The organism is Acinetobacter towneri (assembly GCF_001758345.1).
Taxonomy (GTDB): domain Bacteria; phylum Pseudomonadota; class Gammaproteobacteria; order Pseudomonadales; family Moraxellaceae; genus Acinetobacter; species Acinetobacter towneri_A.
On record NZ_MKQS01000001.1, the window covers coordinates 146,036 to 164,163 of the forward strand.

The 18,128-nt window shown below is 39.0% G+C and carries 23 protein-coding genes and 1 pseudogene; 17 read left to right on the top strand and 7 right to left on the bottom strand.

All coding sequences use genetic code 11. The features are described from left to right. Positions 1-2: 2 nt before the first annotated feature. Both BJN41_RS00595 and BJN41_RS00600 read right to left on the bottom strand, forming a co-directional pair. Positions 3-329: a hypothetical protein gene (locus BJN41_RS00595; RefSeq protein WP_049044693.1), complete on the bottom strand. Its 327-nt coding sequence runs from the start codon at positions 327-329 to the stop codon at positions 3-5. Between the two features lie 11 nt (positions 330-340). Then, positions 341-553: a helix-turn-helix domain-containing protein gene (locus tag BJN41_RS00600; protein WP_070152210.1), complete on the bottom strand. Its 213-nt coding sequence runs from the start codon at positions 551-553 to the stop codon at positions 341-343. Positions 554-663: 110 nt separating this feature from the next. On the opposite strand from BJN41_RS00600, the gene BJN41_RS00605 reads away from it, so the two are divergent. The 14 genes from BJN41_RS00605 to BJN41_RS00670 all read left to right on the top strand — a co-directional run bounded on the left by BJN41_RS00605 (position 664) and on the right by BJN41_RS00670 (position 8,527). Continuing rightward, positions 664-1,329, top strand: coding sequence for a helix-turn-helix domain-containing protein (locus BJN41_RS00605; RefSeq protein ID WP_070152213.1), 666 nt, complete (start codon positions 664-666; stop codon positions 1,327-1,329). Between the two features lie 23 nt (positions 1,330-1,352). Further along, the gene (locus BJN41_RS00610; protein WP_081406265.1) at positions 1,353-1,742 is read left to right on the top strand and encodes a putative four-helix membrane protein; all 390 of its coding nucleotides are present in this window, start codon (positions 1,353-1,355) and stop codon (positions 1,740-1,742) included. Between the two features lie 152 nt (positions 1,743-1,894). After that, positions 1,895-2,224: a hypothetical protein gene (locus BJN41_RS00615; RefSeq protein ID WP_010112842.1), complete on the top strand. Its 330-nt coding sequence runs from the start codon at positions 1,895-1,897 to the stop codon at positions 2,222-2,224. 53 nt (positions 2,225-2,277) lie between these two features. Then, on the top strand, positions 2,278-3,102 hold the full coding sequence (locus BJN41_RS00620; RefSeq protein ID WP_070152216.1) for a DUF2303 family protein: 825 nt from the start codon (positions 2,278-2,280) through the stop codon (positions 3,100-3,102). Between the two features lie 64 nt (positions 3,103-3,166). Then, positions 3,167-3,391 carry a hypothetical protein gene (locus BJN41_RS00625; RefSeq protein ID WP_070152218.1) on the top strand — a complete coding sequence of 75 codons (225 nt, stop codon included), beginning with the start codon at positions 3,167-3,169 and terminating at the stop codon, positions 3,389-3,391. Further along, positions 3,388-3,645 carry a hypothetical protein gene (locus tag BJN41_RS00630; protein WP_070152221.1) on the top strand — a complete coding sequence of 86 codons (258 nt, stop codon included), beginning with the start codon at positions 3,388-3,390 and terminating at the stop codon, positions 3,643-3,645. The genes BJN41_RS00625 and BJN41_RS00630 overlap by 4 nt, the downstream gene beginning before the upstream one ends. Before the next feature lie 2 nt (positions 3,646-3,647). Beyond that, the gene (locus tag BJN41_RS00635; protein ID WP_070152224.1) at positions 3,648-3,971 is read left to right on the top strand and encodes a hypothetical protein; all 324 of its coding nucleotides are present in this window, start codon (positions 3,648-3,650) and stop codon (positions 3,969-3,971) included. After that, positions 3,968-4,954, top strand: coding sequence for a YqaJ viral recombinase family protein (locus tag BJN41_RS00640; protein ID WP_070152227.1), 987 nt, complete (start codon positions 3,968-3,970; stop codon positions 4,952-4,954). The genes BJN41_RS00635 and BJN41_RS00640 overlap by 4 nt, the downstream gene beginning before the upstream one ends. 11 nt (positions 4,955-4,965) lie before the next feature. Further along, on the top strand, positions 4,966-5,976 hold the full coding sequence (locus BJN41_RS00645) for a RecT family recombinase (protein WP_070152230.1): 1,011 nt from the start codon (positions 4,966-4,968) through the stop codon (positions 5,974-5,976). A gap of 52 nt (positions 5,977-6,028) precedes the next feature. Next, complete coding sequence (locus BJN41_RS00650; protein WP_049044790.1) at positions 6,029-7,522, top strand: 3'-5' exonuclease; 1,494 nt, start codon at positions 6,029-6,031, stop codon at positions 7,520-7,522. Between the two features lie 71 nt (positions 7,523-7,593). Then, entirely contained in the window at positions 7,594-7,824 is a 231-nt protein-coding gene (locus BJN41_RS00655) for a hypothetical protein (RefSeq protein WP_141730346.1), read from the top strand. Next, on the top strand, positions 7,824-8,045 hold the full coding sequence (locus BJN41_RS00660) for a hypothetical protein (protein ID WP_070152236.1): 222 nt from the start codon (positions 7,824-7,826) through the stop codon (positions 8,043-8,045). Before BJN41_RS00655 ends, BJN41_RS00660 begins: the two co-directional genes overlap by 1 nt. Beyond that, positions 8,038-8,343, top strand: coding sequence for a hypothetical protein (locus BJN41_RS00665; RefSeq protein WP_070152238.1), 306 nt, complete (start codon positions 8,038-8,040; stop codon positions 8,341-8,343). The genes BJN41_RS00660 and BJN41_RS00665 overlap by 8 nt, the downstream gene beginning before the upstream one ends. 7 nt (positions 8,344-8,350) lie before the next feature. Continuing rightward, a complete protein-coding gene (locus BJN41_RS00670) occupies positions 8,351-8,527 on the top strand; it encodes a pyocin activator PrtN family protein (RefSeq protein WP_227515191.1) in 177 nt (58 codons plus the stop codon). Between the two features lie 86 nt (positions 8,528-8,613). Here the strand turns inward: BJN41_RS00670 and BJN41_RS16045 are convergent. After that, positions 8,614-8,679 (bottom strand): annotated as a pseudogene (locus BJN41_RS16045) (hypothetical protein); the annotation flags it as partial. Positions 8,680-8,762: 83 nt separating this feature from the next. On the opposite strand from BJN41_RS16045, the gene BJN41_RS00675 reads away from it, so the two are divergent. Together BJN41_RS00675 and BJN41_RS00680 are read left to right on the top strand one after the other, a co-directional pair. Further along, positions 8,763-9,968, top strand: a complete 1,206-nt coding sequence (locus BJN41_RS00675) for a DUF1615 family protein (RefSeq protein WP_070152240.1) — start codon at positions 8,763-8,765, stop codon at positions 9,966-9,968. Further along, positions 9,935-10,582 carry an HAD-IB family phosphatase gene (locus tag BJN41_RS00680; protein WP_070152243.1) on the top strand — a complete coding sequence of 216 codons (648 nt, stop codon included), beginning with the start codon at positions 9,935-9,937 and terminating at the stop codon, positions 10,580-10,582. Before BJN41_RS00675 ends, BJN41_RS00680 begins: the two co-directional genes overlap by 34 nt. A gap of 292 nt (positions 10,583-10,874) precedes the next feature. Here BJN41_RS00680 and BJN41_RS00685 read toward each other — a convergent pair whose 3' ends face one another. Next, the gene (locus BJN41_RS00685) at positions 10,875-11,969 is read right to left on the bottom strand and encodes a fatty acid desaturase family protein (protein WP_070152246.1); all 1,095 of its coding nucleotides are present in this window, start codon (positions 11,967-11,969) and stop codon (positions 10,875-10,877) included. A 13-nt stretch (positions 11,970-11,982) separates the two neighbouring features. After that, the gene (locus BJN41_RS00690; protein WP_070152249.1) at positions 11,983-13,053 is read right to left on the bottom strand and encodes a ferredoxin reductase; all 1,071 of its coding nucleotides are present in this window, start codon (positions 13,051-13,053) and stop codon (positions 11,983-11,985) included. Between the two features lie 154 nt (positions 13,054-13,207). On the opposite strand from BJN41_RS00690, the gene fabR reads away from it, so the two are divergent. Continuing rightward, positions 13,208-13,888 carry an HTH-type transcriptional repressor FabR gene (gene fabR / locus BJN41_RS00695; RefSeq protein WP_070152686.1) on the top strand — a complete coding sequence of 227 codons (681 nt, stop codon included), beginning with the start codon at positions 13,208-13,210 and terminating at the stop codon, positions 13,886-13,888. A 57-nt stretch (positions 13,889-13,945) separates the two neighbouring features. On the opposite strand, the gene BJN41_RS00700 is transcribed toward fabR, so the two are convergent. After that, positions 13,946-14,776, bottom strand: a complete 831-nt coding sequence (locus tag BJN41_RS00700) for an alpha/beta fold hydrolase (RefSeq protein WP_070152252.1) — start codon at positions 14,774-14,776, stop codon at positions 13,946-13,948. Positions 14,777-15,187: 411 nt separating this feature from the next. Then, the gene (rapA, locus tag BJN41_RS00705) at positions 15,188-18,025 is read right to left on the bottom strand and encodes an RNA polymerase-associated protein RapA (protein ID WP_070152255.1); all 2,838 of its coding nucleotides are present in this window, start codon (positions 18,023-18,025) and stop codon (positions 15,188-15,190) included. Positions 18,026-18,128: the final 103 nt, after the last annotated feature.

An 18,128-nucleotide genomic window follows, 5' to 3' on the forward strand; every position in this document is an offset into this window, starting at 1 on the left:
GTTCATTTACCTGAATGTTGATGAATACTAGAAGCTCGACCTGCAACGTCAGGCTTTTTTAATGCCTGCCAAAAACTTTTCAAATTTCTGCATACATTCATAAATACACTCGTAGACGTTGTATTCTTTGATTTTTCTATGTGCTCAGATGATGATTGACCTGTCTCCAGTTCGATCTTTTTATCTATGGCATCTCTTAACCACTTAGCACGATCACTACCTTGGCTTTCAGCCAAAGTATCAATGATCTCTTGGACTTCCAGCGGTACACGTGTTGACATGGGTGCCAACAGTTTTTTGCTGAATACAAACATTATTTTTGTTTCCATAGGATTTCCTTTTAACTCGCAGATTGTGCGGTTAAGTCTGCTGATTGGTGTTTTTCCCAAAGAGCTTCTAATTTCTTTCCAAGCTCATAAGACAAGCGTTTACCGCAAACGCCACGTTCTAAATCACTTACATAATTTTGAGAACATTCAATTTCCGCAGCGATTTGAGTTTGTGTTAAACCTTTTTCTCTTAAATCAGAGATCATTGTTTGCCACTGATTCATAAGAACCTCCGATATTTTTAACAAATATATAGGTTTTCCGATATTAAGACAATAGCCAAACCGATTGCATTTTGTATCAGAATTCCGATAGTAGTTTTTAGGATTTTTTTATGGCGACTTTAGGTGAAAATTTAAAAAAGCTTCGTAAAGCCAAAAAAATGACTCAAAAGGAATTGGCTCAAAAATCAGGCGTGAAGCAATCTGTAATTTCTGACCTTGAAACAGGCAATGCAAAATCAACAGGTTCAATACTTGAGTTAGCAAATGCTCTTGGTGTAACAGCGGAAGAACTCAAGAAAGGCATAACTGGTGATTTTGATAACAATGTTGTCTCTATCACATCAAATAAACTCATCCCTGTTTTATCTTGGGTGCAAGCAGGAATAATGACATCTGTAGAAGCATTAAATCCATCTGAAATTACAGAATGGCTTCCTCCATTAAGTTCTGATGATCCTGACGGCTGTTTTTACTTAAAAGTAGTGGGTATCAGTAATTTTCCAACGTACCAAGATGGTGATTACATACTTGTAAATCCATCATTCCAAGTTTGTGATCTTCTATCTGAAGACCTCATTGTTGTTAGAAACAGTACAGATGCAACATTCAAAAAATTGATTATTGAAAGTGATGAACGTAAATATTTACAAGCACTTAACCCAAACTTTCAACCCAATATCATTGAATTTGAAGAAGGTATGGAATTGGTCGGCTTAGTGATTGATGCTTTTAGGCCACTTGGTGGTTCGCGTCCTAAAAGAGTTAGAAAAAGTTAATTAATCTTAGCCTGAGACAAGCTATGAAAAAAACTCCAATATTATTAATACTCATTTTTACACCTTTTCATACTTATGCAGATCGATATATTGAAGATGGTTTAGGGAGTTCGTCAGGTGGTTTTTTTGACATAATTATTGGGGTAGTATGTATAATCGGTGCTTTATATTATTTTGTTAACTCATTTTCAGAATGGAAAGTACGACGATCTAAGGGTGAAAAACCTGAATCAATTGACAGTATTGCGCAATGGATGTTTTTTATATTCGCTTACGCTTTTATCTCGGCTTTTGCTTGTATTCCACTGATATTAATATTAAAAATTATTGGTGGTGCTAGTTTTGTTAAAGAATATTGGTATTGGGGATTTATTCTTTGCTTTTCAGCATTAATTTATTTAAAAAGATCTTAGATGTAAATTTCTTCAAAGCCTGCCCTGAGCAGGTTTTTTTATCACTATAAAATTAAAAATCGGAATTTCTATAAAAATATCGGTTTTCCTATTGACTAATAATATCGGTAATGCGATATTTATCTCACACACTAACCCAATGTGAGGTAAAAATGTCTACCAAACCAACCAACGCACAGCAATTTGTTGCTGACTTAGGTGCAGGAACCTTTGCTAACCAACTCGGTGCAGCTATCAGCATGGTTTCTCAAGGTGCTGTTCAGCACAACAAAAAAGGGCAAATCAAAATCACACTTGATATTGCTCGTATCGGTGATTCAAGCCAGGTCGAAATTGCACACACACTCGCTTTTGTTGAACCAACAGCAAAAGGTAAACGTGCAGAGGACACTACCTCAAAAACTCCAATGCATTTGAATGCTGGTGGTGATGTCACTTTGTTCGCTAACCATACAAGTCAATTATTCACTGAAGACGCTTAAACAGCCCCCTTCTCATTACAACAATTTTACCAACCATCCATAAGGTACTGAAAATGGAAAACTCTGCTAAAGAAATCGTTGAACTTGCGTTACCTGTAAATGATTTATCTCGTGGTCAACTTGTTGCCATTCATGAAAATTTCAATGTTCATGATTTAGAACAATTTCAAGCTGGTCGTAACCGTGCACGTGGTGTTTTAAAAACCCCATCTTTTGAAGATTTTAAAAGTTATGTTTTAGGTAATACGCAGTCTGAAAATTCTGTTCCTGATGTAAAAGTTTATGCCCCTGTATTTGTTGACCACAAAAATGTATCAGCAACAGCAATTTTAAACTTCAAAGTTGTTGGATTGGCTCAAGGTCATTGTGACCATAAAGCAGTGTTACAGCTTGAACCAACTGTAGTTTGGGAAAAGCTCAATCAGCTTAAAGATAACAAACTTAATCAAAAGCGTTTTGCAACATTACTTGAAGATTGGGCAAGTGTATTTGCTGCAACAAGTGAAGCTGGTGAAACGATCCATATTGCGGAAGCAATTAATGCAGTTCGCAACATGAAAGTTGGCGCATCTTCAACTACTGACTCGTCAGTATCAAACATGCAAGAAACTCGCTCAGTCTTTGACAAAGTTGAAGCTTCAAGCACAGCAGGGAAATTACCAAGTTATTTTGAAATCATTGATCCAGCTTATGTCGGTCTTGATGACAAAACTATTCGCTTGCGTCTTGTAGTAAATAGCTCAGATGGTGAGCCATCGTTTGCATTGCAAATCGTTAAAGAAGAACTCTTGCGTAATGAAATTATTCAAGAATTCAAAGAAAAAGTGATTGCCTTGCTCCCAGAAAACCCTGTCCGTATTGGTACGTTTGCAGCTTAACAGTGGGCATTAAAAAGCCCGCAGGGACTGGAAATCTAGCGGGCTTCAACTACACGAGGTCATTATGGCAACAAACACATCGCAAAACAAGCTAGTCGAAACGCTAATTAAGCGCCAAGACAAAAAACGCTTTGTTTCAAAGCTTAAAAGCTTTGCTTCAAATGCTGCTGCATCTGCGCTGATTGCAGTAAGCACATTCATCTTTTTTGGTGTTGGTTTAAAAGCTTGTGAAGCGGAACAAGTTTCACAGGTTAATGCAACCAAAGCGCATTTGGAGGCTATGCGATGATGGCTTTCATTCCTAAAGTTGCTACCCCTAAGGAAGCAACGCACCACATTTTGGTCAATGGTGAAACGCTGGAGTATTACCGCGAAGACACAAACCAAAAGTTTGATTGCGGTGTGTGGGTTGATCTGAATTCTAAGTTTTTCCCGACATGGGTTGCGCCTATCAACCAAATGCCTTCACAAGTAAGTCGTGGTTATGTGCGTTCTGAAATTTATCCTCGTAAACACGTTTCTGGCGCATATCAGGGAGATTGATCATGAAAATTAAAGAACAATTTTTCGTGGTTAAAAATTTAACTACAGGGCAATTTGTTTGCAATGTTGGCTCTGAAAAACATAAAGCAGCATTCACACGTTTGCTTACCTCTGCTAAATGCTTTCAAACATTTGAATGTGCAGGAGATGCAATTGATACGATCCGTGTATTTTTTACAAGCAAGGAAACGGAAGCTGCTAGAGCCGATGATGATTCTGAATATTACATAAAAGATGCACAGCAAAATTATGAAAAATTCGCCAAAAATCTTGTTATTTGCAAACTAACAAGAACTCACTCTATTTCAAAAGGAGTTGAACAGTGAATACACAAGTTAATCGTGATCAATTTCTTGCAGGTCGTAAAAAAGGTATCGGTGGTTCAGACGTTGCTGCAATCCTTGGTTTTAGTCCGTACAAATCACCATATCAATTGTGGTTAGACAAAACTGGTCGCAGTGAACGTAAAGAATCACAAAATGAGTCTGCGCATTTCGGCAACCTACTTGAAGACGTTGTTGCTAAAGAGTTTTCACGTCGTTCAGGTATGAAAGTTCAACGTGTTACTCAGCAGTTATCTCTTGAAAACATCGGAGAGTCTTGGGCTATCGGTAACATTGACCGTGCTGTTATAAATCCTGAAATAGCAGGTCGTGTTTTCTTTAAAGATGGGAAACTAACTACAGACCAAGGCTTGGAATGTAAAACAGCTTCGGAATATTTGTCCAAGTTATTTGGTGAAGAAGGAACAGACCAAATTCCAGACTATTACCTTACTCAATGCCTTTGGTACATGAAGATTACAGGCTTCCAAGTATGGCACCTTGCCGTTCTCATTGGTGGCAATAAGTTCCGTATGTATCGCATTGAACGTGATGACGATTTAATTGAATCAATCTTTAAACAGGTTAAAGCATTTTGGTTCAACCATGTCATTGCTGATGTTCCACCAGATCCTACTTGTTTTGATGATGTTTTACATCGCTGGTCAAATCATGTTGTGGGTAAACAAGTCGAAGCTGATTTTGAACATATCAAGCTTGCTGAAGAACTTATCACTGTTCAAGGTCGCCAAAAAGCGGACAAGGCTCGTGAAGATGAAATCAAATTAAAGATTGTCTCAACGATGCAGGATGCGGAAATGATGATTAGCCAGGGCAAGTCCATCTGCACCTACAAAGAACAATCCTCTACTCGTATCGACAGTACGCTGTTGAAAAAAGAAGAACCTGATTTATTTGCGAAATATAGCAAAACCTCCAGCACCCGAGTTTTCCGTATTTCAAACAAATTTAAAGAAACAGTTTAAGGAATTTTATTATGAACGCATTAACAACCCCACAAAATGGTCAGATTGCACACTTAACTGCTTTTGACATCATGATGAATCCTGAAATTATGGATCGTTTTGAGCGTATTGCAAGTGTCATGGCTTCATCAAAATTTGCAGTGCCGAAACATCTTCAGGGCAATACTGGAGATTGTTTAGCCATCATTATGCAATCAGCACAGTGGCAAATGGACCCTTTTGCCGTAGCTCAAAAAACTCATCAAATTAATGGTGTATTAGGGTATGAAGCGCAACTTGTGAATGCTGTGATTACCAATCGTGCACCTATCACAGGTCGTTTAAATTTTGAATGGTATGGCGATTGGGCAAAGATCAACGGCAAGGAAGATAAATCATGGGATAAAGGCATTAAAGTCTGGGCAACATTAAAAGGTGAAACTTCTCCACGTGAAATTGATATTTCTATGGGACAAGTAGGCTCAGTACGCAATTCACCTTTATGGGTAAGTGATCCACGCCAACAACTTGCGTATCTTGCTATTAAACGTTGGTCACGCTTATATACACCCGATGTAATTCTAGGTGTTTATACCCCAGATGAAATTGCTGAACGTGAAGAACTTGATGTTACCCCAGTTCAATCAACGGTAAAAAAACATCAAGGTGCATCGGGTTTAAAAGCTCAGATGGCTGAACGTGAACAGTCTCAAGAAACTGTTATTGATATGGCACCCGAGTTCAATACAGCAGCATTAATTGCACAAATTTATGCGACTGAAACACTGGAACAGCTAAAAGAAGTCAGCAACACAGTACCTACTAACTTAGGTGAACCAGCTCAAACTGATATTAAAAATGCTCATGGCTGGCAGAAGTTCTACCTTCAGTTGGTTGTTGATCTTGAAGACGCAGCGGATGTTGAAACCATCAATAAGATTATGGGTGAGCGTTTTGAGCCTCACACTTCTGGCTTATCTGATGTTCAAATCGACAAGATCAATTCGATTTACGAACGCAAAGCAGCTGAATTAACAGCATAACACTGGCATGTGGTGCCCTCACACATGAGGGCACCAGTAGTGAGATAGAATTATGAATCCAACTATTGAACAACAACATGCCATTGATATGGCATTACATGGTCAGTCTTGTAAAGTGACCGCATACGCTGGTGCTGGTAAGACCTCTACCCTTAAACTGATTGGTAATGCAAAGCATCACCAACATGGAATGTACTTGGCATTTAACAAAGCTATTGCAACAGAAGCACAGTCTAAATTTAACCATAATGTTAAGTGCAAAACATTTCACAGCCTAGCTTATAACTCTGTTCCACGCTGGCTGACTAATAAATTAAAAAATCGTCGCTTGATGTCAAACCAATTGGCATCTCGCCATGATCTTGAGAATTATCAAGTACCAGTGGCATTGGTTAAACAACGTGGTGAGGATGACCAGAAGCGTTTATTTAATTCAAAACGTATGGCCACATCTATGATGAATGCCGTCGGTTATTTCTGCCGTTCTAATTACAGCGAAATTCAACTATCACAAGTTTACGCTGCTTTACCTGATTGGATGGATGATACATATCGTGCTGAATTGGCAAATATCCTTTTACCTAAGGCACATGATTACTGGAATGACATTTTAAATCCTGCTGGTATTAACCGTCTCGAACATGACCATTACCTAAAATATTGGGCATTGAGCAATCCAGTGATTAATGCTGACTTTATTTTATTTGATGAAGCACAAGATGCTGATCCTATTATGTTGAATGTTTTGAGTAAGCAACGTGCTCAGGTAATTTATGTGGGTGATCGTCACCAGCAAATCTATGCGTTTCGTGGTGCTGTCAATGCGATGCAATCCCTAGATATTGCTGAAACACGTTTGAGTCAATCATTTCGTTTTGGTGAAAACATTGCTGATCTTGCGAATAAAATTTTGTTCAATGTTTTGGATGAAGAAATTCCATTACGTGGTTTTGAACAAATTGACTCCAATGTTGGTGAAGTCACCGATATGGTTGCAGATGCATTTATCTATCGTACCAATGCTGCTGCCCTTTCAAACATGGTTGAGTTGGTAAAAATTGGACGTGAACCACGTTTGGAAGTTGATACAGGTTCTTTATTAAAAAACATTGAAGATGCTAAAAAAGTTAAGTCTGGAATAAAAGTCCACGATGGAAGTGTATTTGAAGGCTTTAGCAATTGGGAAGAAGTCATTGAATACACAAATGAAGTCTCTGGAAATGACTTAAAAGCACTTGTTAGCCTAATCAATAAAGTGGGTGAAGAAGCTCTAATCAGCTCATTACTAAAAAGTAATTCTAGTGATTATGACTGCATTGTGACCACAGCTCATAAGTCTAAAGGCTTGGAGTTTAACAAGGTCAAACTTGGTGGTGATTTCTTTTATAAAGAAGCTGCTGCACCTGGTGAAAAAATCCTAACCGAAGATGAAGCTCGACTTTTATATGTTGCTGCTACTCGAGCTAAAAAGCAGTTAGATATTTCTGCATTGAACCCACTATTTAAAAAGATTGGATATAACACTCAAGCTGAGGTAGCAACATGATCACTCGCCTACCTTGCCGATTTACAAACTTATTCACTTACTGGTTGTACTGTGATGGATACAGGCCACAAGTGAAAAAAAATGCTGTGGTTATGCGTCGTGGCGATAGTGTTCTCAAAATATTCTGCCACAAAGGCCGAATGCAGCAAGATTATTTGATGAATGAAGCATGTCAGCGAAAATTCAAGCAATTTTGTGGATGCTACTTAAACGGATATCGAGAGTTTTTAGTCGGCTTAGAGCGCGAAGCAAGAGTTGAAGTAGCTCGTAGTAAAAATTTTAACTATTTAATGGTGGCGTGATGAAAAAAATTATCACTAAAACTTCAGAAGCTGCACTTAATGATATTCAAAGTGCAATCTCTGAATTAAGAAATTGCCAGGACGAAATCAGAAAAGGACTGACTGCTCAAGTTTATGTAGATTTGGCAAATAAAAAACTGTCGAATGCAATTAAACATATGCTTGATGCTGAAAGCTGGGTCGATGCAATCAAAGATTCACAGGAGCAAGGCCATGATTAATGAAAAACCACCGATTGAAATACAAGAATGTCCTGTTCAAATGCCTGTATCTTATTTTGGTGCTACCTATCAAGACTCTCAATGTATTGATGGCTATCTATGGGACTTAGATAGTGGTGATGGTGAATATCTAACAAGTGGTGGCGATATTCCCTGCCCATTCTGTAATCCAATTGATCATCTTGAATACCAATTAAATGATGATCAGGATAAAGTGATTTGCTCTGTGTGCCGATCTAATTTGAGTCAACTAAATTGGGCAGAAACAAGCAAACCTTCTGTAAAACGATATTGTTGAAGATTACATGCCACATTTAGATATGGCAGCTGCAAAACAACGAGCAGCTAAATGTAAACTACCTTTCCCGGCATTTAAGGTGGATGGTAATAAATCTGAATACTTTGTAAACTTAACGGATGTTGCAGTTTGGTTAGATTCACTGCAAAAAGAGTCTCAAAGAAATTGGAGTGAGGTGAATTGATTTCACCTCCTTTTTTTACGCCAATTCTACGCCATACGCCACGTAAAAAACACTAAGATATTGATTTTAAATTATAATTATAAATAGTCTAACCCACCTGCCATTGGGGCAACAATCAAATTATTTGACAGTTGATAGGGACCAATATACATATATATTCTTAACTTTAATGATTGGCATAGTATACTGCATCTGCCCTTTGGGCTCATCCATTTGGAACGAGTTTTCCCTATCTATGAAAGACACTGTATTCACTTCTTTGATGAAACCCTTCAGCGTGCTCGCCTTATCCATAAGCTTAGCAGCCTGTGGAGACAGCACATGGTGGTCTAAGGACAATGAGCCGACCTTGGAAGCAGAACACATTCGCAAACTGATTCCTAACCGTGTCAGTGAACGCAGTGCTTGGGCTAAAGATATTTATGATATTTCTGAGCAATTGGGTATTCCACAAACTAAAGAAAATATGTGCACCATTATTGCTGTGGTTGATCAGGAATCTAACTTTGTAGCCGACCCACAAGTTTATGGTTTGGGTGAAAAAGCTGTTAAAGAAGTGCAAGATCGTTTAGATGAAAAATTTAAAGACAAATTGGGCGAAGCAATTGGTGGTACGGTTGCAGGCTATTTTCAGGATGTGCTGAAAAACCACCCTAGCCCTGAAGATAACTATTTAAGTCAAATGCGTCGGGTAAAAACTGAACGTGAATTAGATGAACTATATCGTGAAATTTTTGACTACATGGCAAAGCATTATCATGTTTCCGCACTAACAGGTGCTGCCAAACTGTTTGGACAAAATATTGGTGAAAAGCTTAACCCAATTACCACTTTAGGTTCTATGCAAGTGCATATTAGCTATGCGAAAGAGCATAAACGAAAAAGTGGCAACATTGCGGAATTACGCAGCGATCTATATACCCAGTATGGTGGCTTATATTATGGGATTCATCGTTTAATGATGTACCCTGCCGACTATGATCAACCGCTATACCGCTTTGCTGACTATAACTCGGGCATGTATTCAAGTCGCAATGCAGCATTCCAAAGTATGCTGAATGATTTAACCGAAGCTGAACTCGATTTAGATGGTGATTTACTCCTTTACGCTAAAGATGGCGGCGTGCGTAATGCAAAGAGTGAATCAGAACGTGAATTAATTGCTGTTTTTGCCAAACATAATATTTTAGTCACCCCACGCCAAATTCGTGCAGACTTAAAAAAAGAAAAAGAAAAGAAATTTGAAGACACTGCAACCTATTTAGCGGTTACAAAACTCTATAAAGCACAAACGGGCAAAGAGCCATTTTATGCCATGATGCCGCAAGTGGTCATTTCAGGGCCTAAACTGAGTCGAGATTACAACACCAATTGGTTTGCTACGCGAGTCAATGGACGTTATAAAACATGCATGCAAAAAGCCAAAAATATAAAAATTTAGCCTTATTTGATTTTGATGGAACCCTGTGCAGCAAAGACAGTTTTACAGGGTTTATTTTCTATGCTTTATCTAAGCGGCATATTATTAAACAAGGACTTAAAATCTTGCCTTGGATTCAGGCCTATTATTTAAAATTTTATCCTGCACATGCCATGCGTCCTAAATTGTTTAATGCCATGTTCAAAGACGCAAGTACAGCTGAAATATTAGCACTTGCACAGCATTACGCAGTAGATTTAATGCATGACCTTAACCCACAACTGTTACAACAATTAAAACAGCATCAATTCAATGGTGATGATGTGGTGATTGTTTCTGCCAGTGTGGATATTTATTTGCAATATATTTGTCAGCAGTTAAATGTCGATTTGCTTTGTACTGAAACAGAAATTAAAAATCTACAATTCACAGGGCAATATTCAACACCTGATTGTAGTCGGGAACAAAAGAAAATACGGATTTTAGAACAATATGATTTAGAAAATTATGCTGCTATTTATGCGTATGGTAATAGTGATGAAGATGATGCCATGCTGAGTTTAGCGACTTATTCTTATATGGTGGGTAGTGATCATTCATTGCCAGAAATTGTAACTTATAAAAAACTGGCTTGATTTTGATGAATGATATAATAAAACCACAATTTGAATTGTGGGTTTTTTAAGTTACATGTAGCGGATGCCGCCTATGGTGATTACTTTTTTATACCCAGAATAGAAAATAAAAATAGAGTTTTCTCTTAATAAAATAGCTGATGATTCTGCATAAAAATAACGACTACGACACCTAAAGCAATAAAAAAGGTGACACTTTACAGCATCACCTCTAATTCAAAATAGAAGTATAGTTTTAAACCAAGATCAATCACTTAATCTATTCGTACTAAACAACTCATTTGTAAGTCACTTATTTCTTAAATGGAAAAGCATATTTCACAATACGTTTAAGCACACTGCCGTACTGTTTAATTAAGCTCGCATTGTTGTAGTTCAAGCCATACTTTTCACACACAGCTTGTACTTTTGGCGCCATTTTACGATAGCGACGTGCAGGAATATCTGGATATAAATGGTGTTCAATTTGATGGCTTAAATGTCCTGTCAAAATGTGGAATGCTTCAGAACCTGTAAGATTCGATGAACCACGAATTTGACGCATATACCAGTGACCACGGCTTTCGTTTTGCATCACAGACTTTGGAAATACTTCTACATCCTTCGTAAAGTGACCGCAGAAAATAATGCTGAATGTCCAAATATTACGAATACCATTCGCAACCAAGTTCCCTGTAAACACTGGTAAAGCCGAAGGGCCTGCAATCAATGGAAAGAACACATAATCTTTAAACAATTGTTTTCCGATTTTCTTCTGCATAGGTTGCCATTCTTTTTTAGCTTGGGCTTTGCTTTTACGGCCATTCAAAATTTTACCAATTTCTAAATTCTGAATTGCAACACCCCATTGGAACAGTAAGCAGAAAGGAATGCTGTATAAAGGTTGCAATAAGTAGCCTGATCTCCAACGTTGTTCTGGGAACAAACGCACCAAACCATAACCAATATCATCATCCATACCTTTAATATTGGTATAAGTATGGTGTTTAAAGTTATGGGTTTGACGCCAGTTGTCTGAAGTACCTACCGTATCCCATTCATAACTTGCACCATTGAATTTAGGATCATTCATCCAGTCATACTGACCATGCATGACATTATGACCTAATTCCATGTTTTCCATAATTTTGGCAAAGCCCAATAAACCTGTACCCAAAACCCATGCTGGCGGGAACCATCCTGCGAACAATAAGGCACGACCTGCCATTGAGCTATAACGAATGGTTGAATAAACACGGCGGATGTATTTGGCATCTTTTTCACCAATATCATCCAAAACTTCTTGTTTAATGGCATCTAATTCACGTGCAAGCTCATCTAATTCAAATTGAGTGAGTTCACGGTTTTTAGGATTGCGGAAATATTCTATTTTTACTGGCATATTCATAATCGGAACTCGCTTATAAATCAATAATTAAATCGGTTTGTGCTGAATTGACGCAGATTTTCAATTGGTTATTCGGTTCGCTGTTTTGAACACCATCGACCAAGTTTTTAGTTGAACCTTCAGCCTTGTTGCATACGCATTTATGGCAAATTCCCATACGACAGCCGTATTTAGGTTTAATATTTTGCTGTTCCAGACTTTCTAAAATGGACTTGCCTTTTGGAATAGTGATAATCTTTTTCGATTGAGTCAGTGTAACTTGTACCAAACCAACATCGTCACTTAAAACAGGCGTCATGCTAAAAGCTTCTGTTTTTAGCAAGGCAGCCTGTGCAAGTAATTGTTCAGCTTGCGTGGTAAAACCCGATGGGCCACATGCAAACACTGCACTTTGCTCAATTTGCGCTAAGTCTTTTAAATGTTCTGCATTTAAACGGCTGTGCGCCAAACTCGGCTCTTGGGTATAAAGCACTTGAAATTTAAAGTTTGGATATTGCTGTGCCCAAGCTTCAAATTGCGCTTTAAATGCTGCATCTGCAAAGGTTTTTACCCAATACATTAAAGTCACTGGAGTGCTACTAAGACGACCAGATTTTGCCATGTCTTGTACCAGACTATACATCGGTGTGATACCGCTACCTGCTGCCAATAGAATTAAAGGCTGGGCTTGTGCAGGCAATTGCATATCACCATAAGGCGCACCAAACTCTAAAGTATCGCCAACTTTGGCTTGCTCAACCAGCCATGTGCTGACTTTGCCCTGATCAACTTTTTTCACTGTCAACAAAACGTGTTGTGCATCAAGCTGAGTCAAACTATATGTTCGCTCATAGCGTACGCCCTGAATTGTCACATAAACAGGATGATGCTGCCCTGCTGCGCCAATTTGGAATTTTTTATTGAATTGCAAAGTAAAGCTCACTACACCTTGTGCAGCGGTATCTTTTTTTACAATTTTGCCGAGTGACTGATTCACCGACCATAATGGATTAATTTTTTGCAACCAGAAGTTTGCTGCATAAGGATCTAGTACTGCTGTTGCAATACTGGATAAGGGTGATTTTCTTTTTTCAGTTAGCTGCATGATTCAGCACCACACGATGAAATTTTAATTATTATACACATGTATATATATTTGTATATACATGTGTATTGTTTCTAATCGTTTCACAAGTACTGGCGCAACCGCTATAATGCCTCTAAGCTTATAAATTATTGAAAATATGACTCAGCCTGCCATGAAAACAAACCATGATGTGACTTTTCCAGAATCAGAAACGGTTCGTGAGCCTCTTGTCGTGCGTACGGTTGGGCGTAAAGCCACAATTACAAAACAAGAGTTATTTCAGGCAGCATTAAATTTAATTGGCCCACAAAAAAGTATCGCATCTTTAAGTTTGCGTGAAGTTGCACGTGAAGCAGGCATCGCACCAAACAGTTTTTATCGTCATTTTAAAGATATCGATGAACTTGCGATTGAACTGATTGATCGTGCAGGTGTGGTGTTGCGTCAAATTCTGCATGAAGCACGTTTAAAAGCAACAAAACAAAACAGCATTATTCGCAGTTCGGTTGAGGTATTTATTGAACAACTAGATACCGATGAAGGCAATTTAAGTCTGCTATTACGTGAAGGTTATACAGGTTCAACCTCTTACAAACTTGCTGTTGAGCGCCAGTTGAATTATTTTCAGCAAGAATTGCAGGATGATTTAATTCGTTTGGAACGTTTAAATAACAGTAAATTGGCACATCCCGACATTGCAGCTAAAGCCATTACACAACTCGTATTTAATATGGGCGCTAAAGTCATAGACATGCCCACTGCAGCACGTAAAGAAACTGCCGAACAAACCATGATTATGATTCGTATGATTTTAGAAGGTGCACGTCATTTGGATGATGCCAAAATTCGTTAACATAACACAGGATAAATCGGTCGATTTTCCTGAATCAGGTCACGCGCGTTTAAGCATTTAATTGCTAGACTTTACTATTAACCGTGTTGTTTTTTGAATTAATTTCTGCACATATGTTGCTGTGGTTTCAGGATTTTCCAAAGGAAACATGTGTCCTCCCTCGAGCACACTAAACTCAATTCCATAAGTTTTTTGCATGCCTTGCGGTAAACCTTGCAAATAAAATGGGCTATGCCTTGCTGTAATTAAATGCACAGGTACATCTGGGGCTTTGCGTGGTGTGCGCCACCACCATGCAGGTACGGTTCTAAAAATTTCAGCTTCTACCCGTTTTGGAATTGTTAAAGTCACACCACCTCTTTGTGCGTCGACTTGTATGCCGCTGGCAAAATAATCTTCAAAACATTGTGCATCAAAATTTTTAAATAAACTGTTATGCCGCAAAGCTTGATAGGCTTCTGCATGGCTAGCCCAATGATCTCGACGCTTCATGGTCACGGCGGCAGGTGTGAGTTGATCTACATATTTCAGTTTAAATTTTTGTAAAATTTCAAATAATGCCGACTTCGATCCAATCACAAAAGGTGGATCCATAATAATCAATTGAGAAAATAAATCTGGACGCTGATAGGCACACATCAGGGTTAATAATGAACCAAAAGAATGCCCTAAACCAATCACTTGTTGCTTTGGAAACTGCTGCTCAATGTCCTGAATCACTTGATGAATCAAATAGGTCCACTTATAGGTCACAGGAAATTCTGCTTGCATACCAATCAGTGGAATTGCCTTTAAATGATAATCTGCTTCAAAACATTGAAAAAACTTTTGATAACTGGCAGAAGGAATACCATTGGCATGGGTAAAATGAATTGCAGCTTTAGTCATTTAAAATACGCTTAAAAAAGAATATCGGGTCTGTGACTTGGATCTATGCGTACGCGCTTACAAATTCAACACTTGGCACATCAATCATGCGTAAAAGATCAACAGCCCTTAAACTACGCATATCACTGGGTTTTGAAAATGACCAGAATGCTGAAAAAGATAAATTATGAGTCATTTTAATGACACATAAGCACTGATTGCTACTTTGTTTAAGTCTGTTATGTGAAAAATCTCGCACAAAATTTTTATTGCGATATTAAAAAAGCACCCCTAAATTGCTCCGTAAAAATGAGGCGCAATACCCAACTTAAACCATGCAATTTAGAAGATGCCAAATATTTAAAAAAAGTGATTGATTAAAACTGACTCAATACAAATACACCGACTAGACACCTGTATTGAATGCACTTTTTATGGCTTTACCACCACCATCACCTGAATCGCTTCAGGCGTGACCGATGCACCATCTAATAATGCCACACCTTCTTTTTGCAATTTCTGTAAACGTGTAATTTCATCTTCACGAATACTTGGGTTAAATTGTTTCAAATAGCTTAAACGGTCAATCTCATATTGCCATTTTTTATTATACGTGTCTTTGGCTTGTAGTATAAGTTCTGGCAATGCTGTTTTAGCCAATTCCAAAGCCTGTTTATAACGTGTTTCAATCACATCACGACGTGCTTTCACCACTTGGCGGCAACTGTTACCATCTAAATGATGTAAATATGGTTTTAAAATTTCGGGTGCTATTTTTTGCGATAAATCTTGACCTTTTTCGCTCAGCAAGACACGAATCAGTTGCTGCGGTAAGCTCGACGGTAAGTTCAGCGCTTTCGGTGCAATGACATCCACCTTAAACCAAACTTCCAGTAACACTGAACCTTGTGGCAAAGCGGCAGATTTTAATACCGCAACGTTGGTGCTACCAAAACCTTGTGTATTGATCATTTCCATCACGCTTTCTGTGAATGGATGTTCTAGGGTCAAATACTGTGCATCTTCACGAATTTGTGCCTGATCCCGATAGAACGTCGCGGTCATGCCTTCTTCGTCTAAGGTCAAACCTTGCACTTGCATTTGATCAGTTGGTTTAATAATCACCGTGCCATTGCTTTGTTCATCGAAGTCAATATTGGTCGATGCCATAAAGCGCTTCATAAACATAGGCAACGTAGTATTGTCATCGTAATCTTCTAAAGCTTGTACAATTTCCTGCGCCACCACAGGACGGCAAGAGTTGTATTCCAACAAACGATCTCGACCCGCTTGAAGTTCTGCTTCCAAAGCTTCACGCTGCACACTGACTGCTTCCAGTAAATCTTCAAACTGTTGTCCTAAGTCTGCAAGTAAGCAGTGTTTTAAATCGACAATAAAGTTTTCCTGCAAGGTTTGTGCAGTGGGTGAAATATTACTGAAAATATTGAGTGCTTCGTTATACCAACGGAACATACGCTCTTGCGCAGTCCCCACCAAATACGGCACATGAATTTGAATACGGTTTTCTTGACCAATACGGTCTAAACGACCGATACGTTGTTCTAACACGTCGGGATTGGCAGGTAAGTCAAACAAAATCAGGTCTGATGCAAACTGGAAGTTACGCCCTTCTGAACCAATTTCGGAACACAATAAAATTTGTGCACCATAAGAATCTTCTGCGAAATATGCTGCCGCTTGGTCACGTTCTAACAAGCTCATGCCTTCATGGAACATGGCGGTACGAATGCCTGCATGTAGGCGGAGCGCATTTTCAAGAGCCTCTACTACAGGGCCGCTACGCGCAATTAAAAGCACTTTTTTGTGTTTTAAATCACTACGTAAACGCTCCATGAGCCACATTACACGCGGGTCAGTTTCCATCCAACTGCCATCGAGCTGTGCTTCTTCTGGCCACATTTGTTCACGCAACTTGCCATCTTTAGACCAGTTTTCTGGTGCAGGTAATGGTGCAGGCTGACAATCACGACCCGGGAAACCTTGAATTGCTTCACGGGTATTACGGAATAAAATACGCCCTGTACCATGACGGTCTAATAATTCGTGGATGGCACGGAAACGCTGTTCAGGGTTATCTTCAATGCGATGTCCCAACAAGCCTTCCAGTGCAGCCAAATGGCTTTCTTCCAATGCCGCATCTGACATTAAGACTTCGGCAATTTTTGCCGTATGCTGATATTGCGCTTCTTCATCTAAGAAACGGTCTAGCGAACTAAAACGTTGCGGGTCGAGTAAACGTAACCGTGCAAAATGGCTTTCTACACCCAGTTGCTCAGGCGTTGCTGTGAGCAATAACACCCCTGCAGTTTGTTCGGCTAATTCTTCAACCAAATCATAACGGTCATTGCCGCCTTCTTCTTCGCTCCACATTAAGTGATGTGCTTCATCGACCACCAGCAAATCAAACCCTGCTTCTAAGGCTTGTTCACGTAAGTCATCGTGGTCGATCATTAAATCCACTGAAGCAATGATACATTGTTCAGTCAAGAATGGATTTAAGTCTGGATCGTGTTCTTTAATGGATGCCGTGCGAGTTAAATCAAACAAAGAGAATTGAAGATTAAAACGGCGACGCATTTCAATCATCCATTGATATTGCAGCGAATCAGGCACCAAAATCAGAATTCTTTCCRCACGTCCTGTTTTGAGTTGCTGATGGATGATTAAACCTGCTTCGATGGTTTTACCCAAACCAACTTCATCCGCCAACAATACACGTGGCGCAAAACGCTTTCCGACCTCATGTGCAATATAAAGTTGATGTGGAATCAATCCTACGCGCGAACCAACTAAACCGCGCAGCGGACTGCTTTGCATATTGGCTTGCATCAACAAGGCTTCAATACGCAGGTCGTACCATTCTTTATAATCAATTTGGCTAGCAAGCAAGCGGTCTAACGGTTTTGAGAGTTGGATACTGGCGCCAATACGAGTTTCATTCAGTGACTTCTTTTCTTCACTGCCATCTTGCAAACGACGCACTACGTTATAACGCAATACACCATGACGGTCTTCGACAGATTCAACCGTCCACACATTGCCTTCTTGGTCTTGAACTTCATCGTTTACATTAAAAATGATACGCGATAAAGGTGCGTTATTGCGTGCATAGACACGGGTTTCATCACTTTTAGGGAATAAAATGCTGACCGATCGCTCATCTACATCAATCAGAACACCAAGTCCTAATTCCGTTTCTGTGTCTGATAACCAACGTTGACCAATAGCAAACTGCTGCAATTTTTCCACCTTTATTTAGAAGTTAGGACGTATAATTTTTTGCGCAAAACCTGCTGAGTATTTGAGCAAAAATTCAGGGCGTATAGCAATATATTTTGACATAAAGCGCACT

Coding starts and splice junctions, on each gene's coding strand:
- BJN41_RS00595 (WP_049044693.1), bottom strand. CDS start 329: ATGGAAACAAAAATAATGTTTGTATTCAGCAAAAAACTGTTGGCACCC.
- BJN41_RS00600 (WP_070152210.1), bottom strand. CDS start 553: ATGAATCAGTGGCAAACAATGATCTCTGATTTAAGAGAAAAAGGTTTA.
- BJN41_RS00605 (WP_070152213.1), top strand. CDS start 664: ATGGCGACTTTAGGTGAAAATTTAAAAAAGCTTCGTAAAGCCAAAAAA.
- BJN41_RS00610 (WP_081406265.1), top strand. CDS start 1,353: ATGAAAAAAACTCCAATATTATTAATACTCATTTTTACACCTTTTCAT.
- BJN41_RS00615 (WP_010112842.1), top strand. CDS start 1,895: ATGTCTACCAAACCAACCAACGCACAGCAATTTGTTGCTGACTTAGGT.
- BJN41_RS00620 (WP_070152216.1), top strand. CDS start 2,278: ATGGAAAACTCTGCTAAAGAAATCGTTGAACTTGCGTTACCTGTAAAT.
- BJN41_RS00625 (WP_070152218.1), top strand. CDS start 3,167: ATGGCAACAAACACATCGCAAAACAAGCTAGTCGAAACGCTAATTAAG.
- BJN41_RS00630 (WP_070152221.1), top strand. CDS start 3,388: ATGATGGCTTTCATTCCTAAAGTTGCTACCCCTAAGGAAGCAACGCAC.
- BJN41_RS00635 (WP_070152224.1), top strand. CDS start 3,648: ATGAAAATTAAAGAACAATTTTTCGTGGTTAAAAATTTAACTACAGGG.
- BJN41_RS00645 (WP_070152230.1), top strand. CDS start 4,966: ATGAACGCATTAACAACCCCACAAAATGGTCAGATTGCACACTTAACT.
- BJN41_RS00650 (WP_049044790.1), top strand. CDS start 6,029: ATGAATCCAACTATTGAACAACAACATGCCATTGATATGGCATTACAT.
- BJN41_RS00660 (WP_070152236.1), top strand. CDS start 7,824: ATGAAAAAAATTATCACTAAAACTTCAGAAGCTGCACTTAATGATATT.
- BJN41_RS00665 (WP_070152238.1), top strand. CDS start 8,038: ATGATTAATGAAAAACCACCGATTGAAATACAAGAATGTCCTGTTCAA.
- BJN41_RS00670 (WP_227515191.1), top strand. CDS start 8,351: ATGCCACATTTAGATATGGCAGCTGCAAAACAACGAGCAGCTAAATGT.
- BJN41_RS00675 (WP_070152240.1), top strand. CDS start 8,763: ATGAAAGACACTGTATTCACTTCTTTGATGAAACCCTTCAGCGTGCTC.
- BJN41_RS00680 (WP_070152243.1), top strand. CDS start 9,935: ATGCATGCAAAAAGCCAAAAATATAAAAATTTAGCCTTATTTGATTTT.
- BJN41_RS00685 (WP_070152246.1), bottom strand. CDS start 11,969: ATGAATATGCCAGTAAAAATAGAATATTTCCGCAATCCTAAAAACCGT.
- BJN41_RS00690 (WP_070152249.1), bottom strand. CDS start 13,053: ATGCAGCTAACTGAAAAAAGAAAATCACCCTTATCCAGTATTGCAACA.
- fabR (WP_070152686.1), top strand. CDS start 13,208: ATGAAAACAAACCATGATGTGACTTTTCCAGAATCAGAAACGGTTCGT.
- BJN41_RS00700 (WP_070152252.1), bottom strand. CDS start 14,776: ATGACTAAAGCTGCAATTCATTTTACCCATGCCAATGGTATTCCTTCT.